This window comes from Pseudoalteromonas sp. M8, from assembly GCF_018141365.1.
GTDB lineage: Bacteria > Pseudomonadota > Gammaproteobacteria > Enterobacterales > Alteromonadaceae > Pseudoalteromonas.
This window is the reverse complement of record NZ_CP047239.1, coordinates 69344-91084: the sequence shown is the minus strand read 5'-3', so window position 1 is coordinate 91084 and position 21741 is coordinate 69344. Positions and strand designations below refer to the sequence as shown.

Below are 21741 nucleotides of genomic sequence, written 5' to 3'. Positions count from 1 at the left end.
GTAAAACTTGGCATGGATCACTATTTTTCATCTAATACAGTATGTAAGAACTCTGCCACCTGTTCAAATGTTTGTGCTTGTTTTATTTTTAGTTTTTGGGTCATCGAGATGGGTAAGATTTCTAGCCAACGATAAGCAACCCAAAGAGGTTGAGTAAAATGCTTGTCGCGGTACAAATCATCAAGGATTGGGTTGGCGATAAAAACGCTCTGAAGTTTATGAGCAAGGGTTTCGTCAACTAGACTAAATGCTTCTTCACTACATTGCCATGGCGGCCCATCAATAATGTCACAATCGCCATAACGTAAAGATTGTGAGTCTACTTCCACATTACTGATCGCGACGCGCGATAGTGCCTCAACATCAATGAGCAGCTGACCATCATCATCTTGTGAAAAGTCAACAATTTTAACGTGCACGCCTTCTTTTGACACATTGTTCGGCGTATCCGCGAGGTATGGGCATAACACAAAACCTTGCTCTGTTTTCGCGGCTTCTTTTACCATATATAGATAGCGCTGCTCAAAGATCCGCAAGCGGGTGAACCCGCCTGGAAGCAAGAATATTGGCAATGGAAATAAAGCGAGTTTCATAATTCCCGTTCAAATATACAAAAACTAACGATAATTACGACGGCCCTATTTATCTGGATCAGTTAACGCTAAATTTATAACTATTCCCAAACACAGTGTTTAGCTATCACGTTACTATTTGAGAATGTGACGCCCTCAGCTTGCAAGCGCGATTTTTGCTCTTGAAATTTACTACTGTCTTGAGGAAATGAAATACGTTGTTGGCTATTTACTACTCTGTACCAAGGTAACGTTGAACCTTGTGGTAGGTTTTTCAGCAATTGACCAACCTTTCGGGCATGTTTTGGATAACCAGCTAATCTCGCTATTTGCCCATAGGAGGCTACCTTCCCAAACGGGATACCACCAATTACGGTGAAGACTTTTTCAGCGAGTTCTTGCTGAGGATTGCTGCTTTTCATATTGAATATTTAACTCTTTTAATTTATCCCAAAAATATCTTGCTACTGGCCCATGGTGGGAAATATGCAAACGATACGCGTGGATTTCAGCTTCAAACTCGTCTTTTCTATCAAACACTCTCACTTGTTGCAAAACACCAGACTCTAATTCTTCTCTACAAAGGTCAAGGCCGATTAAGGCATAGCCCATTCCTTGTAATAAATATCTTTTTATTGCCAGTGCGTCATCGAGTTTCATGACATTGTTACTATTTCTGTATGCCAAGCGCTCACTATCAAACTTGAATTTACTTTCTTTCATTGCAAGAGATGGGTATTGCGCAAGCTCCGAAAAGCTCAGCTCTGGTGGCATATAGCCTGTTAATGAGACTAAGCCTAATTTTACGTGTCCAATCGGCATTGATTCTAAATCGCCAGTTGAATGAAAAAGGTCAAACCAAGGGCCAATGCCAAGGTTTGCAATCCCCTGTGTGACTTGCTCAAGCGCAAAAAAACGTTTACCACTTGAGATGTTCATTTCAGTTGCGGGAAACTTAATGAAGGCATTGCCTAATACTTGATCAATCTGGTTTTGATATACGATCGGTTCGTAACAGATGTTAAAGCTTGGTTCATTACCCGCCGCGAATTCAGTCGCGAGTAATGACAAATCTCTATGATGATTAAGTAATTTTTCGGCTTCAAAATAAAACCGACGACCTTGCTCTGTTAACACATTGCGATATTTCTCACGCTCAAAAAGGGCAAATCCCAAAGATTGTTCTAATCTTTTAATTGATTGAGAGACCGCAGGCTGTGTCTTATGAAGCTTATTTGCTGCTTCGGTAAGGCTAGGCGCTTCAACAACGGTGCAAAACGCTGCTAAGTCCGAAATCTTCATAAATAAATCTTATGCAGTATAGAATGTTTTATAATTTTTATTTTATATGTAATTCCATTATTCTGCACGCATTAAAATTGACGTTGTCATGGAGAACAATATGTTAAGAGTGTTTTCTGGAATTGTGCTGGCTACCTTATTAGTGGGTTGCCAAGAGCAAGCAGAACAAGCCCCAACAGAAGCCCCTAACCGACCAGTTAAAATTCACACTGTTTCGGACCCCAATAGCAGCACGCTTCGCAGTTTCCCTGCTGAAGTGGTGGCAAATCAAGGCTCCTATCTTGCCTTTCGTGTGAATGGCGAACTTATCGAGTTTCCAGTTCTCGCAGGCCAAGACGTACAAAAGGGGCAATTGCTAGCCAAGCTTGATCCTGAAGATTTCAATCTGCAATATGAACAACGTAAAGCCCAATTTGAACTCGCTAAATCGCAGTTATCGAGAATTGAGCCGTTATTTGAAAAAGGCATAGCGACTAAAGCTGAGTTTGATAAAGCAAACGCAGACAAGCAAGTTGCGGAATCTGCATTTAAAATTGCTAAAACAAACCTTGAATATAGTGAGTTAAGAGCACCATTTAGCGGCACGGTTGCTAAGGTATTTGTCAAAAATTACGAAAACGTGGTAGCAAAGCAAAATATCCTTCGCCTTGAAACACGCGATATGATGGATGTGGTTATTCAAGTTCCTGAGCGCATCGTTGCACGTGTTGATAAAGATTCGGATTACAAACCGACCGTTGTTTTTGATGGCTACCCAAGTAAGTCTTACCCGCTTACGATTAAGGAATGGGATACGCAGGCAGACCCTGCAACCTTAACCTACAAAGTCGTATTTAGTCTTCCAATCCCTGAGGACTTTAATTTGTTCGCAGGTATGACAGGCCATGTTTACGTCGACCCAAGCAAAATTACGAACCGTGAAAATACAGCAATCATCGTACCTAACCAAGCAGTATTCTCAGATAAAAAGCAAGGCACAGAGGGGAATAGTTACGTATGGGTATATCAAAGTGATAATCAGACGGTAACAAAACGCGAAGTCACCGTTGGCCAACTTAATCATACCGGTATTGAGGTAATGTCGGGTCTTGAACCTGGTGAAGAAATTGTTGCTGCGGGCGTGCATTACTTGCAAGAAGGCGCAAAAGTGAGACCTTGGACTAAAGAAAGAGGTCTGTAATATGAGTTTAGCCAAGTGGTCAATTGAGAATAAGGTTATCAGTTGGATGTTTGCCTTGCTCCTGCTTATTGCTGGGGCGGTATCCTATTTGGGCCTAGGCCAGCTAGAAGATCCTGAATTCACACTAAAAAAAGCCATGGTCGTGACCATGTATCCTGGTGCATCGCCACAACAAGTGGAAGAGGAAGTCACCTTCCCGATTGAAAATGCGATTCAATCTCTGCCGTATGTTGATTATGTTACTTCAATTTCTTCTCCCGGTAAGTCGCAGATCACTGTTGAGATGAAGAGTAAGTACCGTAAGAAAGACTTACAACAGATCTGGGATGAGCTGCGCCGTAAAGTAAATGATCTCTCGCCGAAGCTACCGCCAGGTGTTATGACGCCAAGCGTTATCGACGATTTTGCTGATGTTTACGGTGAACTTTACGCGATCACCGGTGAAGGCTATTCGTATGATGAGCTAAAAGACTACGTTGACTTTTTAAAGCGCGAATTAGTGCTAGTCGAAGGTGTGAGTAAAGTCACTGTTGCGGGTGAGCAGCAAGCACAAGTGATCGTCGAAATATCAACACAAAAACTGTCACAACTTGGCATTGCGCCTAGTTACATTTTCTCGTTGCTACAAGCTCAAAATACAGTATCTAATGCGGGTAAAATACGAGTTGGAGATGAGTCTATTCGCCTGCACCCTACTGGTGAGTTTACAGACGTTGCTGAGCTAGAGGGATTACTGATCTCAAAGCCCGGTGCCAAAGAGCTTATTTATTTGGGTGACGTGGCAAAAGTGACACGCGAATATGCGGAAGTGCCGAATCATATTACACGTTTTGATCAAAAGCGTGCACTGCTGGTTGGGGTTTCTTTTACTTCTGGTGTAAATGTTGTTGAGGTGGGTAAAGAAATCGAACATCACTTACAGCAATTAGAATATCAGCGCCCTTACGGTATTACGATCAACACGGTTTACAATCAACCAACAGAAGTAGAAACCTCGGTTGATGGTTTCATCGTTAGCCTTTTAGAGGCCGTTGCCATTGTAATTATCGTTTTGCTTATTTTTATGGGTGTAAAGAGTGGTATTTTAATCGGCGGTATTTTGCTTATTACCGTGCTGGGTACCTTTATCTTTATGAAGATATTCGCCATTGATTTACAACGTATTTCATTAGGTGCTTTGATCATTGCACTGGGGATGCTAGTCGATAATGCCATTGTAGTGACTGAAGGCATTTTGATTAATATTAAACGGGGTCAATCTAAAGTAAAAGCTGCTGTGAACATTGTTGAACAGACAAAATGGCCACTTCTTGGCGCAACCGTTATCGGGATCACCGCATTCGCACCGATTGGCTTAAGCTCCGACGCCAGTGGTGAGTTTGCAGGCTCGCTATTTTGGGTGTTGTTAATTTCACTACTGCTAAGTTGGGTAACGGCTATTACACTGACGCCATTTTTTGCCAATATGATGTTTAAAGGGCCTAAAGAAAAGTCATCAGATACTAGCGAAGAAGACGACCCTTATAAAGGTGTGATCTTCACCGTGTATAAATCCATGCTGACCTTCTGCCTTAAAAATCGTGCTATTACTATTATTTCTATGGTACTGCTATTAGTCGCTGCAGTTGTTGGCTTTAAATCGGTTAAGCAGTCTTTCTTCCCAGCTTCAAATACACCGATGTTCTATGTGGATTACTGGCATTATCAAGGTGCCGATATACGTAGCACGGCGCAGAATGTTGAGAAAATTGAATCCTTTTTACTGGCCGATCCGATGGTTAATGAAGTAACTGCAACGATTGGGCAAGGTGCGCCTCGTTTTATGTTGACCTATTCGCCTGAAAAACAATACGACGCTTATGGTCAGTTAATTGTACGTGTAAAAGACCGAGAAGCAGTAGTGGCTATGATTGCCAAGCTTCGCGATTATGAGCTTGAAAATGAGCTAGACGGACGTCTCAAAATAAAGCGTATGGAAATTGGTCCTTCAACTGATGCAAAAATCGAGGCTAGGTTCTCGGGACCAGACCCTGTTGTGTTACGCCAACTAGCTGAAGAAGCCAAAGGTATTATCAGCCAAGACGATAAAGCGTTTAATATTCGTGACAACTGGCGACAAAGAACCAAACTGGTGCGCCCACAGTTTAATGAATTGAAGGCGCGTCGATTGGGGATCAGTAAATCAGACTTAGATCAGTTGCTACTGACTTCGGTGTCAGGTAACAAGGTAGGGTTATATCGAGATGGTACACAACTGTTGCCTATCATTGCGCGCTCTCCTGAGGAAGAGAGGCTCAATGTTGAAAATCTTGGTGACTTACAAATATTCAGCCCTGTCCTTAGCGTCTACGTACCAGTTTCACAAATCGTGGATGATTTTAGTGTCACTTGGGAAGATAGCCTGATCATGCGCCGCGACCGTAAACGTACCATCACGGTAATGGCTGATCACGACGTGATAGGTGATGAAACCCCAGCTAAGTTATTTGCAAGAGTGAAGGCGGATATCGAAGCCATTGAGCTACCCCAAGGGTACGAGATGCAATGGGGCGGCGAGTATGAGTCGTCAAGCAAAGCGAAGAAAGCCATTTTTGGCTCATTACCAATCGGTTATTTAGCGATGTTTATGATCACTGTATTGCTCTTTAACTCGGTGAAAAAGCCATTAGTGATCTGGTCAACCGTGCCGCTTGCTATTATTGGGGTAACGGCAGGCCTTGTTTTACTACAAGCACCATTTAGCTTTATGGCGCTGCTAGGCTTGCTAAGTTTATCCGGCATGTTGATTAAAAATGGTATTGTACTGATGGATCAAATAAATATCGAAATAGACTCTGGTAAGTCCCCTTACCAAGCGGTATTTGATTCTGGTGTGAGTCGTGTAAGGCCGGTGTCTATGGCTGCTATCACAACCATACTGGGTATGATCCCGCTATTATTTGACGTGTTCTTCCAGTCCATGGCGGTCACCATTATGTTCGGTCTTGGTTTTGCGACCATACTGACGTTGATTGTATTACCTGTGTTACATTGCGTGTACTTTGGTATCGAACAACCAAAAGACTAGTTGAGCGACATCCACCTTCTTCGGAAGGTGGATGTTATTATCGCTTTCGCTGTTTATCTTTCACCTTTAAATCGACAGGAGTGCTACAGCCACCAACTGTCTAACTTATCTGCAACAAGCTCAGCCCTCCAGCCTAACGCAAGATCGGGTTTCATCAGCAATTGCTTTTCTTCCGGTGACTTTTTCCACGACCAGCTGATCACCTGATTGATTTGTTTTTTCGAAGCAAACACATCAACAGGAATATCGTTAGTTTTGGCGACTTCGGCGATAACCTGTTTGATATCCTTGCACGCTGCTTTGTAACCTTTGAAGTCGATAAGTCTTCTCACGCGTTGTGGACAATCTTGTTCACTTACTTCTTTTGCTTTTTCTATACAGGCGAGAATTTCTTTACCAGAGCGATTAACTTCCATTGGCTCAACACCTGGAACATTACGTAAACTGCCCAGTGAGCTTGGACGACGTTTGGCGATTTCGACCATGTTATGTTCTTTAAGCACAAAATTTAGCGCTAAGTTCTTTTTCTCTGCCTTGGCTCTGCGCCACGCCGCAAGTTCTTTTAGAGTAGCAAGATCTCTAGGCTTAAGTTGCCACACGTTCTTGACATCGAGATAAAGTACTTCATCTGGTTGACGGAAGCTTCTCTTTTGGGCGAGCAACTCACTCTCTTGAAGCACTATGTTAAATAGCTGCTTTTCATTTACTCGCGCTTGAATAGTCTCAAAACATGGCAGTAAATGATATACATCGCAGGCGGCGTAATCTAATTGGCTTTGAGTTAAAGGGCGGCGTAACCAATCTGTTCTGGATTCACTTTTGTCAATGTCTACGTCTCTAAGTTGCTTCACCATATTAGCAAAACCAATACAACTACCCTCACCTAACAACTGTAAAGCAAACTGGGTATCGAATATTGGTGATGGGATAAAACCTGCAAACTTTAGAAATACTTCGATATCTTCTGATGGAGAATGAAGTACTTTTAAAACATTAGTATCTGAAAATAATGTCCACAGCCTACTAAAATCCATATCGGCTAGTGGATCGATAAGGGCAAGGTGGTTACCATCAAAGATCTGTAACAGGGCAATTTCTGGGTATAGGGTGCGGCGACGCATGAATTCGGTGTCGACGGCGAGCACTTTGGCTTTCGAAATAGACAAGACAAATTCATCTAGTGCTGTTTGGCTTTCAATAACTTGATACTGCACTGTTACTCCCATGCAATTTACATAACTAGCCATATCACGCTAGTTATAAAAAAGCCGGCTAGTGCCGGCTTTATTTGTTATTCTTTTAACGCTCTACGCAGTATTTTACCAACGTTAGTCTTTGGCAGTTCATCTCTAAACTCAACTAGCTTTGGTACTTTATAGTTCGTTAGATTATCTCGGCAATGTGCAATTATATCTTTTTCTGTTAAAGATGGGTCTTTTTTAACAATAAAAACTTTAACTTGCTCACCACTAACCTCATGTGGCACGCCAACCGCTGCAACTTCTAACACGCCTTCGTGCATGGCAACGACTTCTTCGATTTCATTAGGGAAAACGTTAAAGCCAGACACTAAGATCATGTCTTTTTTACGATCAACGATGTAGAAGAAACCGTCATCATCATAAGTGGCGATATCACCCGTTGCAAACCAGCCGTCTTTTAAACATTCGGCGGTTGCGTCTGGACGGTTGTAGTAACCAGCCATCACCTGCGGTCCTTTAACACACAGCTCACCGGGCTCACCCTTAGGTGTTTCATTGCCATTGTCATCAACAATTTTGATGTCAGTGCTTGGTGCAGGTAAGCCAATAGACCCGTTGTAGGCTTCAAGATCGTGTGGGCAGATAGTAACTAGCGGCGCACATTCTGTAAGGCCATAACCTTCCATCAGCTTCGACTTTGTCACCTTCTGCCAGCGCTCAGCGACAGGGCGTTGTACAGCCATACCACCACCTAAAGACATTTTCAGAGTTGAAAAGTCGAGGTCGGCAAACCCTGGTGTGTTTAACAGGCCATTAAATAACGTGTTAACACCAGTGATAGCGGTAAATGGCACCTTTGCCAGCTCTTTTACAAACGCAGGCATGTCACGCGGGTTGGTGATCAAGATATTGTGACCACCGTACTTCATAAAGGTCAAACAGTTCGCTGTTAATGCAAAGATATGGTATAGCGGTAGCGCCGTGATAACGACTTCTTTTCCTTTAACTAATACTGTATCTAAACAGCCAGAAACTTGCTCAAGGTTTGCTACCATGTTGCCATGAGTAAGCATCGCGCCTTTAGATACGCCAGTTGTACCGCCAGTGTATTGCAAGAAGGCAAGGTCACTTAGCGTCACGTCTGGTTTACTGTATTTTGCAGGATCTGCTGCAATTACTTGTTTGAAAGGAATGGTATTTGGCAGGCTAAAGTCAGGCACCATTTTTTTGAAGTGCTTAACAACAAAGTTCACCAGATGCTTTTTGAAGCCACCTAACATGTCACCAATTTCTGTCAGCACTACATGCTTCACACTGGTTTTTGGTAAGGCTTGCTCCAGTGTATGGGCAAAGTTTGCAAGAATAAAGATAGCTTTTGACTCGGAGTCATTTAGCTGATGCTCTAATTCGCGCACGGTGTAAAGCGGATTGACGTTTACAACGGTACAACCAGCACGTAGTACACCTAAAATAGTAACTGGGGTTTGCAACAAGTTTGGCATCATGACAGCAACTTTATCGCCACGGCCAAGTTTCAATTCATTTTGTATATAACTAGCAACTGCTTTGGTCTTTTCATCAACTTGCTGATAAGTCAGTGTCTTACCCATATTGGTGTAGGCTGGATACTGAGCATAATCTGCAAAACTTTTTTCAAATAATTCAAGCAATGAGTTGTAATGCTCTGGGTCGATAGTTTCAGGCATACCTTCTGGGTAGCGCTTAAGCCAGATTTTTTCCACTCTTAGCTCCTGTGTTCTCGTTATTTTTATATTCACCCTAAACCATAAACGATGTAAGGCACTTTAACAATTGAGCAAATACTCTAAAAACGCCATATTCCCACAATATCTGAGGATTTACAATCTAGATGCTGTTGAAACGTAGGCTTTAGCGCTCTTTGTGAACTTTTCTTTCCATGATTAGTTTATTCTTTACGCTCCTTCAGTTGTGAACGATGTTTTGTCGCGGTTTTGGTGTGCTTCAATTAGCTTATAGCAAATTTCCGGGTTTTCCATATGGCAATGGTGGCCGCCAGGTATTTTCTCAAGCTTGAGTGAGTCGAAACAGCCCTTAAATTGATTATATTGTCTGACAATCATGTCATAGCCTTGTTCCGCTAATACCAATAAGGTTGGAATGGAAATCCCATTGAGCGCAGATTTTGCCTGAGAGATGGAATACCTAAATCCAGAGTGGTGCTTTAGCCTAGGGTCTAATGTAAGTTGCAGGCCTTCACTATGCGGCTGGGTATTTCTTGTCACAAGCAGCGCTGCTATTTCTACAGAAACATCACTGATTTTACTACGCAGTTGCGCAAGTGTATTTATATCAGGATAAACCCGTGGTTCAGATTGTTTTAATTTATCTCGGGAATTAAACGCATTAATGAGCTGGGTTTTGGTATCACTCTCTGAGGTACTCACAATTCCTATTCCCTCGATTAATACCAAAGATAAACAGCGTGTTGGATAGCAGCTTGCAAACAAGTTAGCTATCATCGCCCCCATAGAATGGCCAACAATATGGCACGTTTTGATCTGTGCTAAATCTAAAAAGCACTTTAAGTCATAGACATAATCGATAAAGTAATAAAAGGCGTCGGCACTTTTCCAATCTGAGTGTCCATGACCTGCTAAGTCAAGTGCGATATGTGTGTACTGTGTATTGCAAAATGGCGCAAACGGTACAAAACTGTTGCTGTTGTCTTGCCAACCATGAAGGTAGATAACGGTTTGCTTTCCCTCTCCCCAGCTTTGGTAGGAGAATGGCCCGATTTTTTGTTCTTTTATCGCATATAGAGACATCGACGAATTCTTTTAGTGTTCATTGTACCATCATTGATTTATCATCTTACCGTGACATATTTGAACTTACTACTTTGATTTGTTGAAAATATTTTTATCGAACATCCATTCTATTATGAATGTGTTTTAAATCGATCAAATAGTAGAGAATCACATACCTCTACCACAATAAGTACACGGGAATAACAATGAATTTCAAAACTAGCCTTTTGGCCTCATTTGTTGGATTAGTATTTGCGGCTCCGACATTGGCTGCTCCAAAAAACATTATTTATATGATTGGCGACGGCATGGGGCCGGCTTACACTACGGGCTACCGTTATTTTAAAGATGACCCTTCAACGAAAGTGGTTGACCCAACGGTTTTTGACTCTATTTTGGTAGGTATGGCGCATACTTACCCAGACGACGACACGGTTGTAACAGACAGTGCTGCGGGCGCAACCGCCTTAAGTACAGGAACGAAAAGCTATAATGGCGCAATTGCGGTAGATACCCATAAAGACCATTTGGAAACGATGCTTGAAGTGGCGAAAAGAAAAGGTAAAACAACCGCGCTTGTTGCAACATCGCAAATCAACCACGCAACACCTGCAAGTTTCGCGTCTCATAATGAATCACGTCGTAACTATGACGACATTGCCAATGATTACATAGACAATAAAATCGCAGGAAAATTACCTGTAGATCTTATGCTTGGTGGTGGCACTAAATACTTCATTCGTGAAGATAGAAACCTAGTTAACGAATTTAAAGACGCAGGTTATCAATACGTCGATGCTTTATCTAAGCTTGATACGCTAAATAAAATTCCTGCGATGGGTCTGTTCGCAGAAGTAGGTCTGCCATTCGCAATTGATGAAGAGCCGCAGCGCCTAACTAAAATGACTAAAACGGCATTATCATTATTGGAAAACCAGAATGAGAAAGGCTTCTTCTTAATGATTGAAGGTAGTCAGATTGACTGGTGTGGACATGCTAATGATATCGCTTGTGCTATGCATGAAATGGACGACTTTGCAGAGTCAATTAAGCTGGCAAAGGCTTTTGTTGATAACAACCCAGACACTATCTTGGTGATCACAGCAGATCACTCTACCGGTGGATTAACGCTTGGTGCGAATGGTCAGTATCGCTGGGAGCGTGATGTGGTAGCTAAAGTGAAAGGTTCAGCGGGCGAGATAGCAAAAGCACTCGTAAAGACAAAAGACGTTAAAGCAACATGGCAAGAACTCACAGGTCTTGAGTATGACAGTGCGACTGAGCTAAAAGTAAAAGAAGCACTATCACAAGGTCCGAAGGCACTTAGTGTTGTCGTTAAAGAGGCAATTAGTGATGCATCTTTCACCGGTTGGACAACGGGTGGTCACACCGCTATCGATGTACAAGTGTTTGCCCATGGTAAAGGTAAAGAAGCGTTTATCGGCTCGCAAAACAATACCGCAATTGCTGATAAACTGATTGGATTTATTAAAAAGTAAAAATCTTCACCTATTATTTCAAACAAAGAAGGTCAGCATTTGCTGACCTTCTTTGTTATCGAATCTTGAAAGAGATAATATACCAATTAGCTTTAATACTTGCTCAATTTGAAGGAGCAAATCTGACGCTAACGGCGTTAAAAATTTCTCATTTAGAACAACTAAATAGCAAAATTTTCGTCTTGCCTACATGGATGCAGGTACCTTAGCGATAGCAGGACGCGGTAGCGGTGTTATCGACAAGATTTTCTCGCCTAAAAATAAGCCACTTAATTAAGCGAATTGGTATTACGCGTAAACAGAAACGCCAATCATACCTTTGATCTCATCTCGTCTTGCTTCCGTTGCAATTGCTTTGTATTCACTAATTGCTTGTCCAGTACGAAAGTTAGGGCGGTCGTAGATAGTCGAACGTTGCTGCGATTGGAACTGCTCCACCAACGCAATGCCCTTTTCACTGGTTTTGATCTGAGCGGTATTGAGCTTAGCCGTACTCATTTCTTCAATAGCAGGGCTCACCGCCTTTTTAGGCTGTGGCTTTACTTGATACGTACCTGCTTGTTGAATGATTGAATTTAGTTTCACGGTTTAGCTCAATAAATACGAAGTGCTTGTATAAAAATACGCCTTTATTTGCGACCTGGCAACTTTTTCCACGTCACAGTATCCCTTACATATTGCGGCTGGGCGTCAGCTGCATCCACAGATAAGCCTTGTGTGAAACTATCGTCGGCTATAAACAGCATGTAATAAGCATCCGGTAACGTGATATTGTCAATGATTTCGCATTCAAGCTGTGTGGCAAGCTCTGAAAACGCTTGCCATCCTGTACCAACACCGGCCGCGCCAGTTGATGTAAAGTCGATATTTTCAGGTTTAATAACTGTTTCTTCGGTGCTTGGTTGAATAACACCACGAGTTTCGCCGTTGTATTGGCATAAGTAGATCTCACCCATACGTGCATCTATTGCCGACACTACGCTGGACTTGCCTGCTTCCATGTATGCCTGTTGCGCCATCGCTTGCAAAGTTGAAACGCCAACCAACTTAAGACCTGAAGAATAAGCTAAGCCTTGCGCAACCGCTGTACTTATTCTAACCCCAGTAAAACTGCCCGGCCCACGTCCAAACACAATGCCATCAAGCTCACTAAGCGTGATATCGGCTTCGCGTAAAATACGTTCAACTAAGGGAAGTATCTTTTGGCTATGCTGCTGTGGGCAAACCTCGAAGTGGCGAATAAACTTGCCTTCATAGTGCAATGCAATACTGAGTGCTTCGGTGGAGGCGTCTATGGCCAACAGGTTATTTTTCATTTTTATCAATATTCTCTAAAAATCGGATTGCCTTGTTTAAGTCTCTCGTGCGAGACATATCGGGCAAACTACTTAAAAACGTCTGGCCGTATTTTCTCGTAACTAAGCGATTATCGCAAATAATCAGTACACCTTTATCGTTAGCATCACGAATTAGCCGTCCAACCCCTTGTTTCAACGCGATAACAGCTTGGGGGAGTTGTATTGCATCAAAGGGTTCTAATCCACGCATTTCAGCGTCTCGCATGCGCGCTTGCAACAAAGGGTCATCTGGTGAAGCAAATGGTAGTTTATCAATGACAACACAACTCAACGTGTTACCTCTCACATCCACCCCCTCCCAAAAGGAGGCCGTACCAAGTAGTACGGCGTTACCGTGCCGAATAAATTGCTCTAAAATTATCCGTTTCGATGCTTGACCCTGCATAAAAATGGGATATTGCAGTGCCGTATTCAGCCCTTCGTAGACTAAATGCATCGCGCGATAACTGGTAAAGAGTAAAAATGTACGCCCTTTTGCAGCTTCAATCACCTGTTTTGCAAGCTTTACCAGCGCATGTGGCATTAAGTCGTCACGGCTTTCTGGCAAATAGCGTGGCAGGCAAAGCAAGGCTTGCTGCTTATAGTTAAATGGGCTATCAACAATAAATTGTGAGGTCGGTTTGAGTCCTAAGCTACGACTAAAGTGCTCAAGGGAATTATCAACGGATAAGGTAGCGGAGGTAAATACAAAGCTTGCCTCAGTGGTTTTGACAATTTGTGCAAACTTACTTGATACATCAAGCGGCGTGATATGAATAGATAAAAAGCGCCTTGTGGTTTCGAACCAGTAACTAAATCCAGTTTGACTGGTATCAAAGGCACGTTCAAACTGATTTTTAAAGGTCATGACCTTTTCAAATGGGTGTTCTATTTTTTCACTTCTATCCAGACAAAGTTTGAGCACTTTATAGAGAAAGTCTAAGTTAGCTATCACTCGATGCATGGCATCGCAAATTGGTTTATTCGCCAGCGCCTCACGCCAATCACCACGGGCACCATCGCCACCAAATACCAAACGCAAATCGGCGACACTGGTTTCCAATTTATTGAGTGTTTTGCCAAGTTGCAACATATCTGGAATATCAGAACGGTAGATCACCCTTAGATCGTTAATAAGCGCCTGCAAAGCTTTAGTGCTGATAGTCTCACCAAAGTAGTCACTGGCTATTTCTGGTAATTGATGTGCTTCATCGAAGATATAGCTATCCGCGGTTGGCATTAGCTCCGCAAAGCCTAAATCTTTTACGGCCATATCGGCAAAAAATAAATGATGGTTGATCACCACAACATCGGCATCGACTGCCTTTAATCTTGCCTTTCGGATATAACAGTCTTCGTAGTCTGGGCACTCTTTCCCTAAACAGTTGTCTGCAGTTGAGGTAACGTAGGGCAATACCTTTGCGTCTTCTTCGATACCCACACAGTCGGCTAAGTCTCCACTGTGTGTTTCAGAAGCGAACTTTGCAACCATGGCAAGTTGGTGCATAACATCTGGGTCGTCGGTTGGCACATGGCTCAAATGCTGTGATAAACGATAAGGGCAAAGGTAATTGGCCCTACCCTTTAGCAAAGTGACTTTTTTCCCACTGCCAAGCACCTTTTTTAGGGTTGGCACGTCACGATGGAATAATTGCTCTTGCAAGGCCTTAGAGCCGGTTGAGACGATGACTTTACCTTTAGACTGAAAGGCAGGAATGAGATAAGCAAACGTTTTACCAGTCCCTGTTCCTGCTTCGGCGATGCATTGTCCACCATTTTGTATGGTTTCTTCTACCGCAATAGCCATATCAATTTGGGGCTGCCTTGGTTGATAGCCTGGGAAGTGCTGGGCTAAAGGCCCCGTAGAAGAGAAAGTCGTAGATACAGCCAAAGTAATGTAGTTTAAGTTTACAAACAGACAGGTCGCGAAATTGTATGTGGCTAAGCACCAAATCGCAAGTAATCATTCAAAACCAGCATACCGACACCAACAATGATTGCCTTCAATTAAAAGTTGCGGTGATTAGCTGAAGAAATGGTAAACAAGCAAATGAGGAGAAGCGCAGTGCTTAAATAAAATGCTAAAACAGCTATACTATCAGGAAAACACAGGGGCTAACGCGAGCACAGACAGACCTACAACGAATCAAGCTATAAGGTCCTTTACTGATTTATACGGCATGTTATTTCTCCAGTGTAAAATGGTGAACGGTCAGGTTAAATTAGCTTTGGCTTGACGTGGTGGCTACTGGCCCTAGTGAAATTTGTTGAGCATAAAGATTGAGGGAAAAGCCGTGCGGTATAGCTACACGGCTTAAATATGTACAAAATAAGTCTATTTTGGTCAACAGTTACTTTGCTCAGCTAACAGTGATGGTTGGATCCCATTGATAATATCCTAAAAGCGACTGGCTTTGACCATCAGAACTAAGCGTATATAACGCAAACTGAACTTGAAAGTTTTCAGTGCCTGAGTTTCGCACCTTAGAATCCAGCGTCATAAAGTTTGTGCTTACATGCGCCGCTGGTAAACCATTATTGTTGCCGGAATTAACATTTGGAACTGCTGCTTCAGTGCGATTTACGCTGTTAGTCACAAACGTGTTAAATACCTGAGTACCACCAAATTGTTTGATCCCGTAGATAATCACTGCATCATCGGCGTTGCCGTAAATCGACGTGCCGCTAAAGGAAACATTGTCCCCAGCGTTTGCTCTAAAGTTTAGTACCGCAGTACCTTGTCCACTAACAATGCCTCTGGGATCTGAAGCAATCATAAATTCACTGTTATGATCTATAGGTGTGGGATTATTTTGGTCTTGGCTTGGGTGGGGGTAATGCGCTTTCACGTACTCTGTATCAATGACAATGAGCACATTAATGCTTTCTGAAGATGCTTCTAATGTTGACATGACATTCCTCTCCTATCGGATGAAATTTACAAGAAATTAGTGATCCCTCTCTTGTGGCGTCCTGCACATTCACCATATCATCGAATCACTTTCTTTCACTTAACTTAAAATGGATTTACGGCCTAGAATTTTTATCCTAGCCACCATTTCGTTTATAAACATAGGCGTGAAAATGCTAGATTTGAATTACACGGCATTACACCTTTATAAACAAAATATCTTATTTTTTAATATGGTTGGGGGTAGCGGTTACTAACTTTTTGAAAGGCGGCAGTTTTTCTGGTCTACGTATTGCGAAGACGAAAAATATCTTTACCAGTTCTGGAAATGTATTGGCACCGAGGTGAAGTGAGTTTAAACTAACAGACGCAACAAAACATTTTACGATCACGCCCATGTATCTAGATTCTCACCTTTATGTTCTTCGTGAGATTTTTCCTCCTCATCCTCTTCATCTTCGCTTTCTTTAATTTTTTCATGCTCAGCAGCTTGGCGTTTAAGTTCGATCTCGGTTTTTAAATCTTTCTTAACTTTTTCAATCTTATAGTGCTGCACACCAGCTACATGAAATGCAGACTTATGAGTTACATCTAGCCGTACGATTGGGCCTAAAAACGGTTTAAACGCATCCATATATTTCTCCACTAACCTATTGTTGATCTTACTTATTATCGGCTGTTATAAGCTATTCTTTAATTTGCGTTAAAAAATGATTGCCAAGTAGAACAAAATTATGTTTATCTATAAATGAACATTTTGAACAGCAGATATATTACAAAGGTAACATCATGCTAATGACACTGACAGCAATTCATCATCACCATCATCATACGGGATAACCTGTCAGGTATTTCGCTGGTGGGTTATTCCTTAAAGGAACCTCCGGCGAAGCAAAAAGTATAGTCAAAGTTTATTTCGCCCCGAGGTTCCGCCTCGGGGTTTTTCGTTTAAAGAATTAGGAAATAAATAATGAGCAACAGCAACCGTTTAAGAATCGCAATCCAAAAATCAGGCCGTCTTTCAAAGGATTGTCAAGCCCTACTCAAACAACTTGGTGTAAAACTAAACCTACGTGAACAGCGTTTGATCGCCCACTCTACCAACATGCCTATTGATGTACTTAGAGTACGTGATGACGATATTCCCGGCCTTGTAATGGACGGCGTTTGTGATTTAGGCATTGTCGGCGAAAACGTGTTAGAAGAAGTTCAAGCTGAGCGTGTTCGCAACGAGCAGTTTGCTGAAGTCACTAAACTTTCAAAACTGGACTTTGGCTTTTGCCGTTTAGCGCTGGCGTGGCCACAAGAGCTAGGTCAACAAGAAAAGGTGTGGTTTAACGGCAAACGCATCGCAACCACCTACCCTGAGATTTTAAAGCAATATCTAAAGCGTGAGAACATCGATGCTAGCGTGGTCATGTTAACGGGCTCGGTAGAAGTAGCACCTCGAGCAGGCCTTGCTGACGCCATTTGTGACTTAGTATCAACCGGTGCAACGCTTGAGGCTAATGGCCTTATGCAAGGCGATACCATCTTAGAATCTAATGCTTGCCTCATTCAAAATGCAGCATTGACTGACCAAAGTAAGCTCGCGCTGATCGATAAGTTAATGCCACGCCTTAAAGGGGTGAAACAAGCAAAAGAAAGTAAGTACATCATGATGCATGCACCAAAGAATAAGCTAGATGAAGTATGTGCATTACTTCCAGGTACAGGACAACCAACTTTACTTGCACTTGCTGGCAGCGATGAATACGTTGCACTTCACATGGTCAGCTCAGAAACCCTATTTTGGGAGACAATGGAAGAGTTAAAGGCGCTCGGTGCTAACTCTATTCTCGTCATGCCAATTGAAAAGATGATGGAGTAACAGCATGTTTGATTGGCAGCAAGCCACCAGCGAGCAACGCTGCGAATGCTTGAGCCGTCCTGCGGTCAAAGTGGGCGATAAGGTAAAAGCAGCAGTTGAAAAGATAATTGATAACGTCGCTCGCAACGGCGACAACGCATTACTTGGTTATGCCGAGCAGTTCGACACACGTATTAATCCAAGAATACGGGTAACGGGATCAGAGCTTATTGAAAGCGAATTTGCGTTAACACCTGAACTTAAAAGTGCTATTGACCAAGCGTATAGCAACATTAAGAAGTTTCACCAGTTGCAGTTACCACAAAGCAAGAAAATTGAGACTCAGCCTGGTGTGACCTGCGAGCTCAGATATCAAGCGATAGAAGCCGTGGGTTTATATGTGCCAGGTGGTAGCGCGCCACTGCCTTCTTCTGTCTTGATGCAAGGCGTGTGTGCGCAGCTAAGTGGTGCAAAAACAATCGTGTTGGCGACGCCGGTTAAAGGCGATAGCCAAATACATCCTGCGATTTTGTATGCGGCTAAACTGTGTGGCGTTACCGATGTGATTGAATGTGGTGGTGCAGGTGCAATTGCTGCCATGGCGCTAGGTACTAACAGCGTACCACAAGTGAACAAAATTTTTGGTCCAGGCAATAGCTTTGTCACAATGGCAAAACAGCTGCTTTCTCAGTCAGTGCCGGGACTTGCGATTGATATGCCGGCTGGCCCTTCAGAGGTGTTAGTGATTGCAGATAAGGGCGCTAATCCAGAATTTATCGCCGCCGATCTACTTTCTCAAGCGGAGCATGGGGAAGACTCGCAAGTCATATTATTGGCGTCTGACAGTCAACTTATCGAAGAAACTGAAGCTGCAATCGAGCGTCAACTAAGCAAGCTTAGTCGCGCTGATATTGCCAGAGCTGCGCTTAAAAACAGCACGCTGATTTTAGTTGAGAGCATAGAGCAAGCATTTGAGATCTCAGCAGAGTATGGGCCAGAACACCTAATCTTACAGATAAGAGATGCAGAGCGTTTCCTGCCGCTAGTAAAAAACGCAGGCTCAGTGTTTGTTGGTGACTATACGCCAGAATCAGCGGGTGATTATGCGTCTGGCACCAACCATGTATTGCCAACCTATGGTTATTCAAAAACCTACTCAAGTTTAAATCTGATGGATTTCTATAAGGCTTACACAGTACAAACCATCACAAAAGAAGGCCTTCGTGGTTTGCGCTCTGCCATTTTACCTTTGGCACAAGCTGAGGGCCTAGATGCACATGCGAACGCCGTGAAAGTGAGGCTGGAGAATAATAATGACTAATATTGCGCTACCAAATAACATTGAAAAGCTTAAGGCTTACAGCTCTGCAAAGAGTGCAAAGTTGACCGGCACCACGTGGCTCAATGCCAATGAAAGTCCATACGCTCGTGTGCTTGAAATGTGCTTTGATAACTTAAACCGTTATCCAGATCCGCAACCTCAAGCGGTAATTGATGCCTATGCAGGCTACGCTAAGGTCGATCAAACAAATGTACTGATGACGCGTGGTGCCGATGAAGGCATTGAGTTATTAGTACGCACATATTGTGAACCGGCCAAAGATAGCATTGCAATCTTTACCCCTACTTATGGTATGTACAAAGTTACGGCAGACACCCACAACATCGCTATTAATGAATTAAGCCAAGATCAGCTTGCCGATGACGATGTGGGTTCACTCATCAGTGCAATTGGTCACGCTAAATTGGTATTTGTGTGTAATCCAAATAACCCAACTGGCGCAATACAACCTGCCAGCAAAGTCGCTGCACTTGCTGATAAGCTTAAAGGCCGTGCAATCGTGGTCGTTGATGAAGCTTATATTGAGTTTTGTGAAGAACAAACCTGTGTCGAGCTTATCAAAGAATTCTCAAACGTTGTTGTGCTGCGTACGTTATCTAAAGCGTTTGCACTGGCAGGACTTCGCGTTGGCTTTATGTTAGCGAGTGAAGCACTATTGGCACCGGTGAGAAAAGTGATTGCGCCCTACCCTGTTTCTACAGTCGTGGCACAAATAGCAGCAACAGCGTTAACGTCAGATGCGATAACGCAGATGCGCCGGCAAGTCTCTATTTTGAACCTAGCAAAAAAGAAGCTTATACAATGGCTACAAGACAGCGAGTTCGTAAGCGCAATGTTATGCGGCGAAGGCAACTTTGTTACTTTACAGCTAACCGACAAACAGTTTGTGGAGCAAGCGATGCGCCAGGGGTTAATCATGCGGCCATTTGTGCTGTTTGGCGAGGACAACTGGTTGCGGATCTCTATCGGCAACGAGCAGGAATTAAAACAAGTAGAAAACTGGCTGAAACAATGCCAAGTGACTGAGGAAGTATCATGAGCGCCCCCTATTTATTCATCGACCGCGATGGCACTATTATCGAAGAGCCAATAACCGATAAGCAAGTGGATAGTCTAGAGAAATTGGCACTATTACCCAATGTGATCCCAGCGTTATTACAACTGCAGTCGTTTGGTTACAAGCTAGTGATGGTATCTAATCAAGATGGTCTCGGTACAGATAGCTTCCCTAAAGCTGATTTTGATGCGCCTCAAGATAAAATGATGCAAATCTTAACAAGCCAAGGGATCCGTTTTGAAGAAGTACTGATCTGTCCTCACTTTGACGAAGACAACTGCCAATGTCGCAAGCCTAAAACAGGATTACTCACTGAACTGATGCGTTCAGGTAAAGTGAACCTTAGCAAATCATTTGTTATTGGCGATAGGCAAACCGATATTCAGCTTGCAGAAAACCTCTGCATTGAAGGTATTCTTTACGAAGATAACTGGCCTGCTATTGTGACGCAGTTAACCACTTTAAATCGAAGTGCACAAATTGCCAGAAATACCAAAGAAACGCAGATTTCGGTAGCGATAAATCTGGATCAACAAGCAAATGGAGAGATTTCAACAGGGCTTGGTTTTTTCGACCACATGCTAGATCAGATCAGAACTCACGCTAACCTTGGCCTGAATATTCAGGCGAAAGGTGACTTACATATAGACGAGCACCACCTCGTAGAAGACATCGGTATTGCCCTTGGTCAGGCTTTTAAGACCGCGCTTGGCACAAAATCACAAATCGCACGTTATGGCTTTGCGCTGCCTATGGACGAATGTAAAGCAGAATGTCAATTGGATTTATCTGGACGCGCGTCTTTTGTACTTAACGCTGACTTTACAAGAGATAAAGTGGGCGACTTGGATGTACAAATGGTTGAGCATTTCTTTAAATCCTTCGCGGATAATGCGGCAGTGAGTTTAATTTTGAGCGTAAGCGAAGGTAATGCCCACCACCAAGTTGAGGGTTTATTCAAAGCATTTTCTCGTGCTATTCGTATGGCTATTGCAACAGACGCGTCACAGCAAATGGCAAGTTCTAAGGGGTGTTTATGATTGCAATTATTAATACCGGTTGTGCCAATATTAACTCAGTGCGTTTTGCATTTGAGCGCTTTGGTGTTACGCCTGAAGTGATCACTGCACCGGAGAAGCTAGCCCGCTTCGAGCGAGCCATTTTACCCGGCGTCGGCCACGCTAATGTGGCAATGAAGCGCTTAAATGAGCAAGGCTGGGCAGACGCAGTAGCTGACTATCAACGGCCTTTGATGGGGATTTGTTTAGGGATGCAGCTGCTTTGTCAATCGACTGAAGAAGGGGATATTCCGTGCTTAGGTCGCATTCCGGGTAAGGTTGAGTTATTAGAGACTAATGAGTTAACTACACCACATATGGGCTGGAATAATCTCCGTGTGGTGAAGCCTCATGCGCTCACTACAGGACTCAGTGAACAAGACCAAGTGTACTTTGTACACAGTTTTGCGCATACCATCAATCAATCGACACTGGTTTCGGGTGAGTACGGTCAAGCGTTCTCTGCGATTGTCGCAAACGACAATTATGCCGGCATGCAATTTCACCCTGAGCGCAGCGGCAAGGTTGGTGCGCAGCTTTTACAAAACTTTATTAATTGGCAGCTATAAAAGGACG

General features: G+C 43.1%; 19 protein-coding genes. 8 read left to right on the top strand and 11 right to left on the bottom strand.

The genetic code is table 11. The features are described from left to right. Nucleotides 1-20: 20 nt before the first annotated feature. The 3 genes from GSF13_RS00350 to GSF13_RS00340 all read right to left on the bottom strand — a co-directional run bounded on the left by GSF13_RS00350 (nucleotide 21) and on the right by GSF13_RS00340 (nucleotide 1874). Nucleotides 21-593 carry an LON peptidase substrate-binding domain-containing protein gene (locus tag GSF13_RS00350; RefSeq protein WP_010605457.1) on the bottom strand — a complete coding sequence of 191 codons (573 nt, stop codon included), beginning with the start codon at nucleotides 591-593 and terminating at the stop codon, nucleotides 21-23. A gap of 80 nt (nucleotides 594-673) precedes the next feature. Beyond that, on the bottom strand, nucleotides 674-994 hold the full coding sequence (locus GSF13_RS00345; protein WP_211865555.1) for an MGMT family protein: 321 nt from the start codon (nucleotides 992-994) through the stop codon (nucleotides 674-676). Continuing rightward, a complete protein-coding gene (locus GSF13_RS00340; RefSeq protein ID WP_010605459.1) occupies nucleotides 960-1874 on the bottom strand; it encodes a LysR family transcriptional regulator in 915 nt (304 codons plus the stop codon). Before GSF13_RS00340 ends, GSF13_RS00345 begins: the two co-directional genes overlap by 35 nt. Before the next feature lie 100 nt (nucleotides 1875-1974). Here GSF13_RS00340 and GSF13_RS00335 point away from each other — a divergent pair, with 100 nt between their 5' ends. Together GSF13_RS00335 and GSF13_RS00330 are read left to right on the top strand one after the other, a co-directional pair. Beyond that, nucleotides 1975-3054 carry an efflux RND transporter periplasmic adaptor subunit gene (locus GSF13_RS00335; RefSeq protein ID WP_010605460.1) on the top strand — a complete coding sequence of 360 codons (1080 nt, stop codon included), beginning with the start codon at nucleotides 1975-1977 and terminating at the stop codon, nucleotides 3052-3054. Between the two features lies 1 nt (nucleotide 3055). After that, a complete protein-coding gene (locus tag GSF13_RS00330; protein WP_211865553.1) occupies nucleotides 3056-6121 on the top strand; it encodes an efflux RND transporter permease subunit in 3066 nt (1021 codons plus the stop codon). Between the two features lie 83 nt (nucleotides 6122-6204). On the opposite strand, the gene rnd is transcribed toward GSF13_RS00330, so the two are convergent. The 3 genes from rnd to GSF13_RS00315 all read right to left on the bottom strand — a co-directional run bounded on the left by rnd (nucleotide 6205) and on the right by GSF13_RS00315 (nucleotide 10130). Beyond that, nucleotides 6205-7335: a ribonuclease D gene (gene rnd / locus GSF13_RS00325; protein WP_211865551.1), complete on the bottom strand. Its 1131-nt coding sequence runs from the start codon at nucleotides 7333-7335 to the stop codon at nucleotides 6205-6207. A 77-nt stretch (nucleotides 7336-7412) separates the two neighbouring features. Next, nucleotides 7413-9065, bottom strand: a complete 1653-nt coding sequence (gene fadD / locus GSF13_RS00320) for a long-chain-fatty-acid--CoA ligase FadD (RefSeq protein WP_010605463.1) — start codon at nucleotides 9063-9065, stop codon at nucleotides 7413-7415. A gap of 192 nt (nucleotides 9066-9257) precedes the next feature. Next, nucleotides 9258-10130: an alpha/beta hydrolase gene (locus tag GSF13_RS00315; protein ID WP_211865549.1), complete on the bottom strand. Its 873-nt coding sequence runs from the start codon at nucleotides 10128-10130 to the stop codon at nucleotides 9258-9260. Nucleotides 10131-10318: 188 nt separating this feature from the next. On the opposite strand from GSF13_RS00315, the gene GSF13_RS00310 reads away from it, so the two are divergent. Continuing rightward, the gene (locus GSF13_RS00310; RefSeq protein ID WP_211865547.1) at nucleotides 10319-11611 is read left to right on the top strand and encodes an alkaline phosphatase; all 1293 of its coding nucleotides are present in this window, start codon (nucleotides 10319-10321) and stop codon (nucleotides 11609-11611) included. A gap of 288 nt (nucleotides 11612-11899) precedes the next feature. Here GSF13_RS00310 and GSF13_RS00305 read toward each other — a convergent pair whose 3' ends face one another. The 5 genes from GSF13_RS00305 to GSF13_RS00285 form a co-directional block, all read right to left on the bottom strand. Next, nucleotides 11900-12196 (bottom strand): hypothetical protein, encoded by a 297-nt coding sequence (locus tag GSF13_RS00305; RefSeq protein WP_045988561.1) that lies wholly within the window; start codon nucleotides 12194-12196, stop codon nucleotides 11900-11902. Nucleotides 12197-12240: 44 nt separating this feature from the next. Next, nucleotides 12241-12927, bottom strand: a complete 687-nt coding sequence (tsaB, locus tag GSF13_RS00300) for a tRNA (adenosine(37)-N6)-threonylcarbamoyltransferase complex dimerization subunit type 1 TsaB (protein WP_211865546.1) — start codon at nucleotides 12925-12927, stop codon at nucleotides 12241-12243. Beyond that, nucleotides 12917-14755 carry an ATP-dependent DNA helicase gene (locus GSF13_RS00295; protein WP_249122673.1) on the bottom strand — a complete coding sequence of 613 codons (1839 nt, stop codon included), beginning with the start codon at nucleotides 14753-14755 and terminating at the stop codon, nucleotides 12917-12919. Before GSF13_RS00295 ends, tsaB begins: the two co-directional genes overlap by 11 nt. Nucleotides 14756-15308: 553 nt before the next feature. Next, the gene (locus GSF13_RS00290; RefSeq protein ID WP_102058090.1) at nucleotides 15309-15860 is read right to left on the bottom strand and encodes an inclusion body family protein; all 552 of its coding nucleotides are present in this window, start codon (nucleotides 15858-15860) and stop codon (nucleotides 15309-15311) included. A gap of 387 nt (nucleotides 15861-16247) precedes the next feature. After that, complete coding sequence (locus GSF13_RS00285; RefSeq protein WP_010605471.1) at nucleotides 16248-16493, bottom strand: hypothetical protein; 246 nt, start codon at nucleotides 16491-16493, stop codon at nucleotides 16248-16250. A gap of 336 nt (nucleotides 16494-16829) precedes the next feature. On the opposite strand from GSF13_RS00285, the gene hisG reads away from it, so the two are divergent. The 5 genes from hisG to hisH are packed head-to-tail and all read left to right on the top strand — an operon-like array spanning nucleotide 16830 to nucleotide 21734. Next, nucleotides 16830-17729 (top strand): ATP phosphoribosyltransferase, encoded by a 900-nt coding sequence (gene hisG, locus GSF13_RS00280; RefSeq protein ID WP_211865542.1) that lies wholly within the window; start codon nucleotides 16830-16832, stop codon nucleotides 17727-17729. 4 nt (nucleotides 17730-17733) lie between these two features. Beyond that, the gene (hisD, locus tag GSF13_RS00275) at nucleotides 17734-19029 is read left to right on the top strand and encodes a histidinol dehydrogenase (protein ID WP_211865540.1); all 1296 of its coding nucleotides are present in this window, start codon (nucleotides 17734-17736) and stop codon (nucleotides 19027-19029) included. Continuing rightward, a complete protein-coding gene (gene hisC / locus GSF13_RS00270) occupies nucleotides 19022-20089 on the top strand; it encodes a histidinol-phosphate transaminase (RefSeq protein ID WP_211865538.1) in 1068 nt (355 codons plus the stop codon). Before hisD ends, hisC begins: the two co-directional genes overlap by 8 nt. Beyond that, nucleotides 20086-21147 (top strand): bifunctional histidinol-phosphatase/imidazoleglycerol-phosphate dehydratase HisB, encoded by a 1062-nt coding sequence (gene hisB / locus GSF13_RS00265; RefSeq protein WP_211865536.1) that lies wholly within the window; start codon nucleotides 20086-20088, stop codon nucleotides 21145-21147. The genes hisC and hisB overlap by 4 nt, the downstream gene beginning before the upstream one ends. Further along, nucleotides 21144-21734 (top strand): imidazole glycerol phosphate synthase subunit HisH, encoded by a 591-nt coding sequence (hisH, locus tag GSF13_RS00260; RefSeq protein WP_211865534.1) that lies wholly within the window; start codon nucleotides 21144-21146, stop codon nucleotides 21732-21734. The genes hisB and hisH overlap by 4 nt, the downstream gene beginning before the upstream one ends. Nucleotides 21735-21741: the final 7 nt, after the last annotated feature.

Excerpts from the sequence above, each read along its gene's own strand:
- GSF13_RS00350 (WP_010605457.1), bottom strand. The coding sequence starts at position 593 with ATGAAACTCGCTTTATTTCCATTGCCAATATTCTTGCTTCCAGGCGGG.
- GSF13_RS00345 (WP_211865555.1), bottom strand. The coding sequence starts at position 994 with ATGAAAAGCAGCAATCCTCAGCAAGAACTCGCTGAAAAAGTCTTCACC.
- GSF13_RS00340 (WP_010605459.1), bottom strand. The coding sequence starts at position 1,874 with ATGAAGATTTCGGACTTAGCAGCGTTTTGCACCGTTGTTGAAGCGCCT.
- GSF13_RS00335 (WP_010605460.1), top strand. The coding sequence starts at position 1,975 with ATGTTAAGAGTGTTTTCTGGAATTGTGCTGGCTACCTTATTAGTGGGT.
- GSF13_RS00330 (WP_211865553.1), top strand. The coding sequence starts at position 3,056 with ATGAGTTTAGCCAAGTGGTCAATTGAGAATAAGGTTATCAGTTGGATG.
- GSF13_RS00315 (WP_211865549.1), bottom strand. The coding sequence starts at position 10,130 with ATGTCTCTATATGCGATAAAAGAACAAAAAATCGGGCCATTCTCCTAC.
- GSF13_RS00310 (WP_211865547.1), top strand. The coding sequence starts at position 10,319 with ATGAATTTCAAAACTAGCCTTTTGGCCTCATTTGTTGGATTAGTATTT.
- tsaB (WP_211865546.1), bottom strand. The coding sequence starts at position 12,927 with ATGAAAAATAACCTGTTGGCCATAGACGCCTCCACCGAAGCACTCAGT.
- GSF13_RS00295 (WP_249122673.1), bottom strand. The coding sequence starts at position 14,755 with ATGGCTATTGCGGTAGAAGAAACCATACAAAATGGTGGACAATGCATC.
- GSF13_RS00290 (WP_102058090.1), bottom strand. The coding sequence starts at position 15,860 with ATGTCAACATTAGAAGCATCTTCAGAAAGCATTAATGTGCTCATTGTC.
- GSF13_RS00285 (WP_010605471.1), bottom strand. The coding sequence starts at position 16,493 with ATGGATGCGTTTAAACCGTTTTTAGGCCCAATCGTACGGCTAGATGTA.
- hisG (WP_211865542.1), top strand. The coding sequence starts at position 16,830 with ATGAGCAACAGCAACCGTTTAAGAATCGCAATCCAAAAATCAGGCCGT.
- hisD (WP_211865540.1), top strand. The coding sequence starts at position 17,734 with ATGTTTGATTGGCAGCAAGCCACCAGCGAGCAACGCTGCGAATGCTTG.
- hisC (WP_211865538.1), top strand. The coding sequence starts at position 19,022 with ATGACTAATATTGCGCTACCAAATAACATTGAAAAGCTTAAGGCTTAC.
- hisB (WP_211865536.1), top strand. The coding sequence starts at position 20,086 with ATGAGCGCCCCCTATTTATTCATCGACCGCGATGGCACTATTATCGAA.
- hisH (WP_211865534.1), top strand. The coding sequence starts at position 21,144 with ATGATTGCAATTATTAATACCGGTTGTGCCAATATTAACTCAGTGCGT.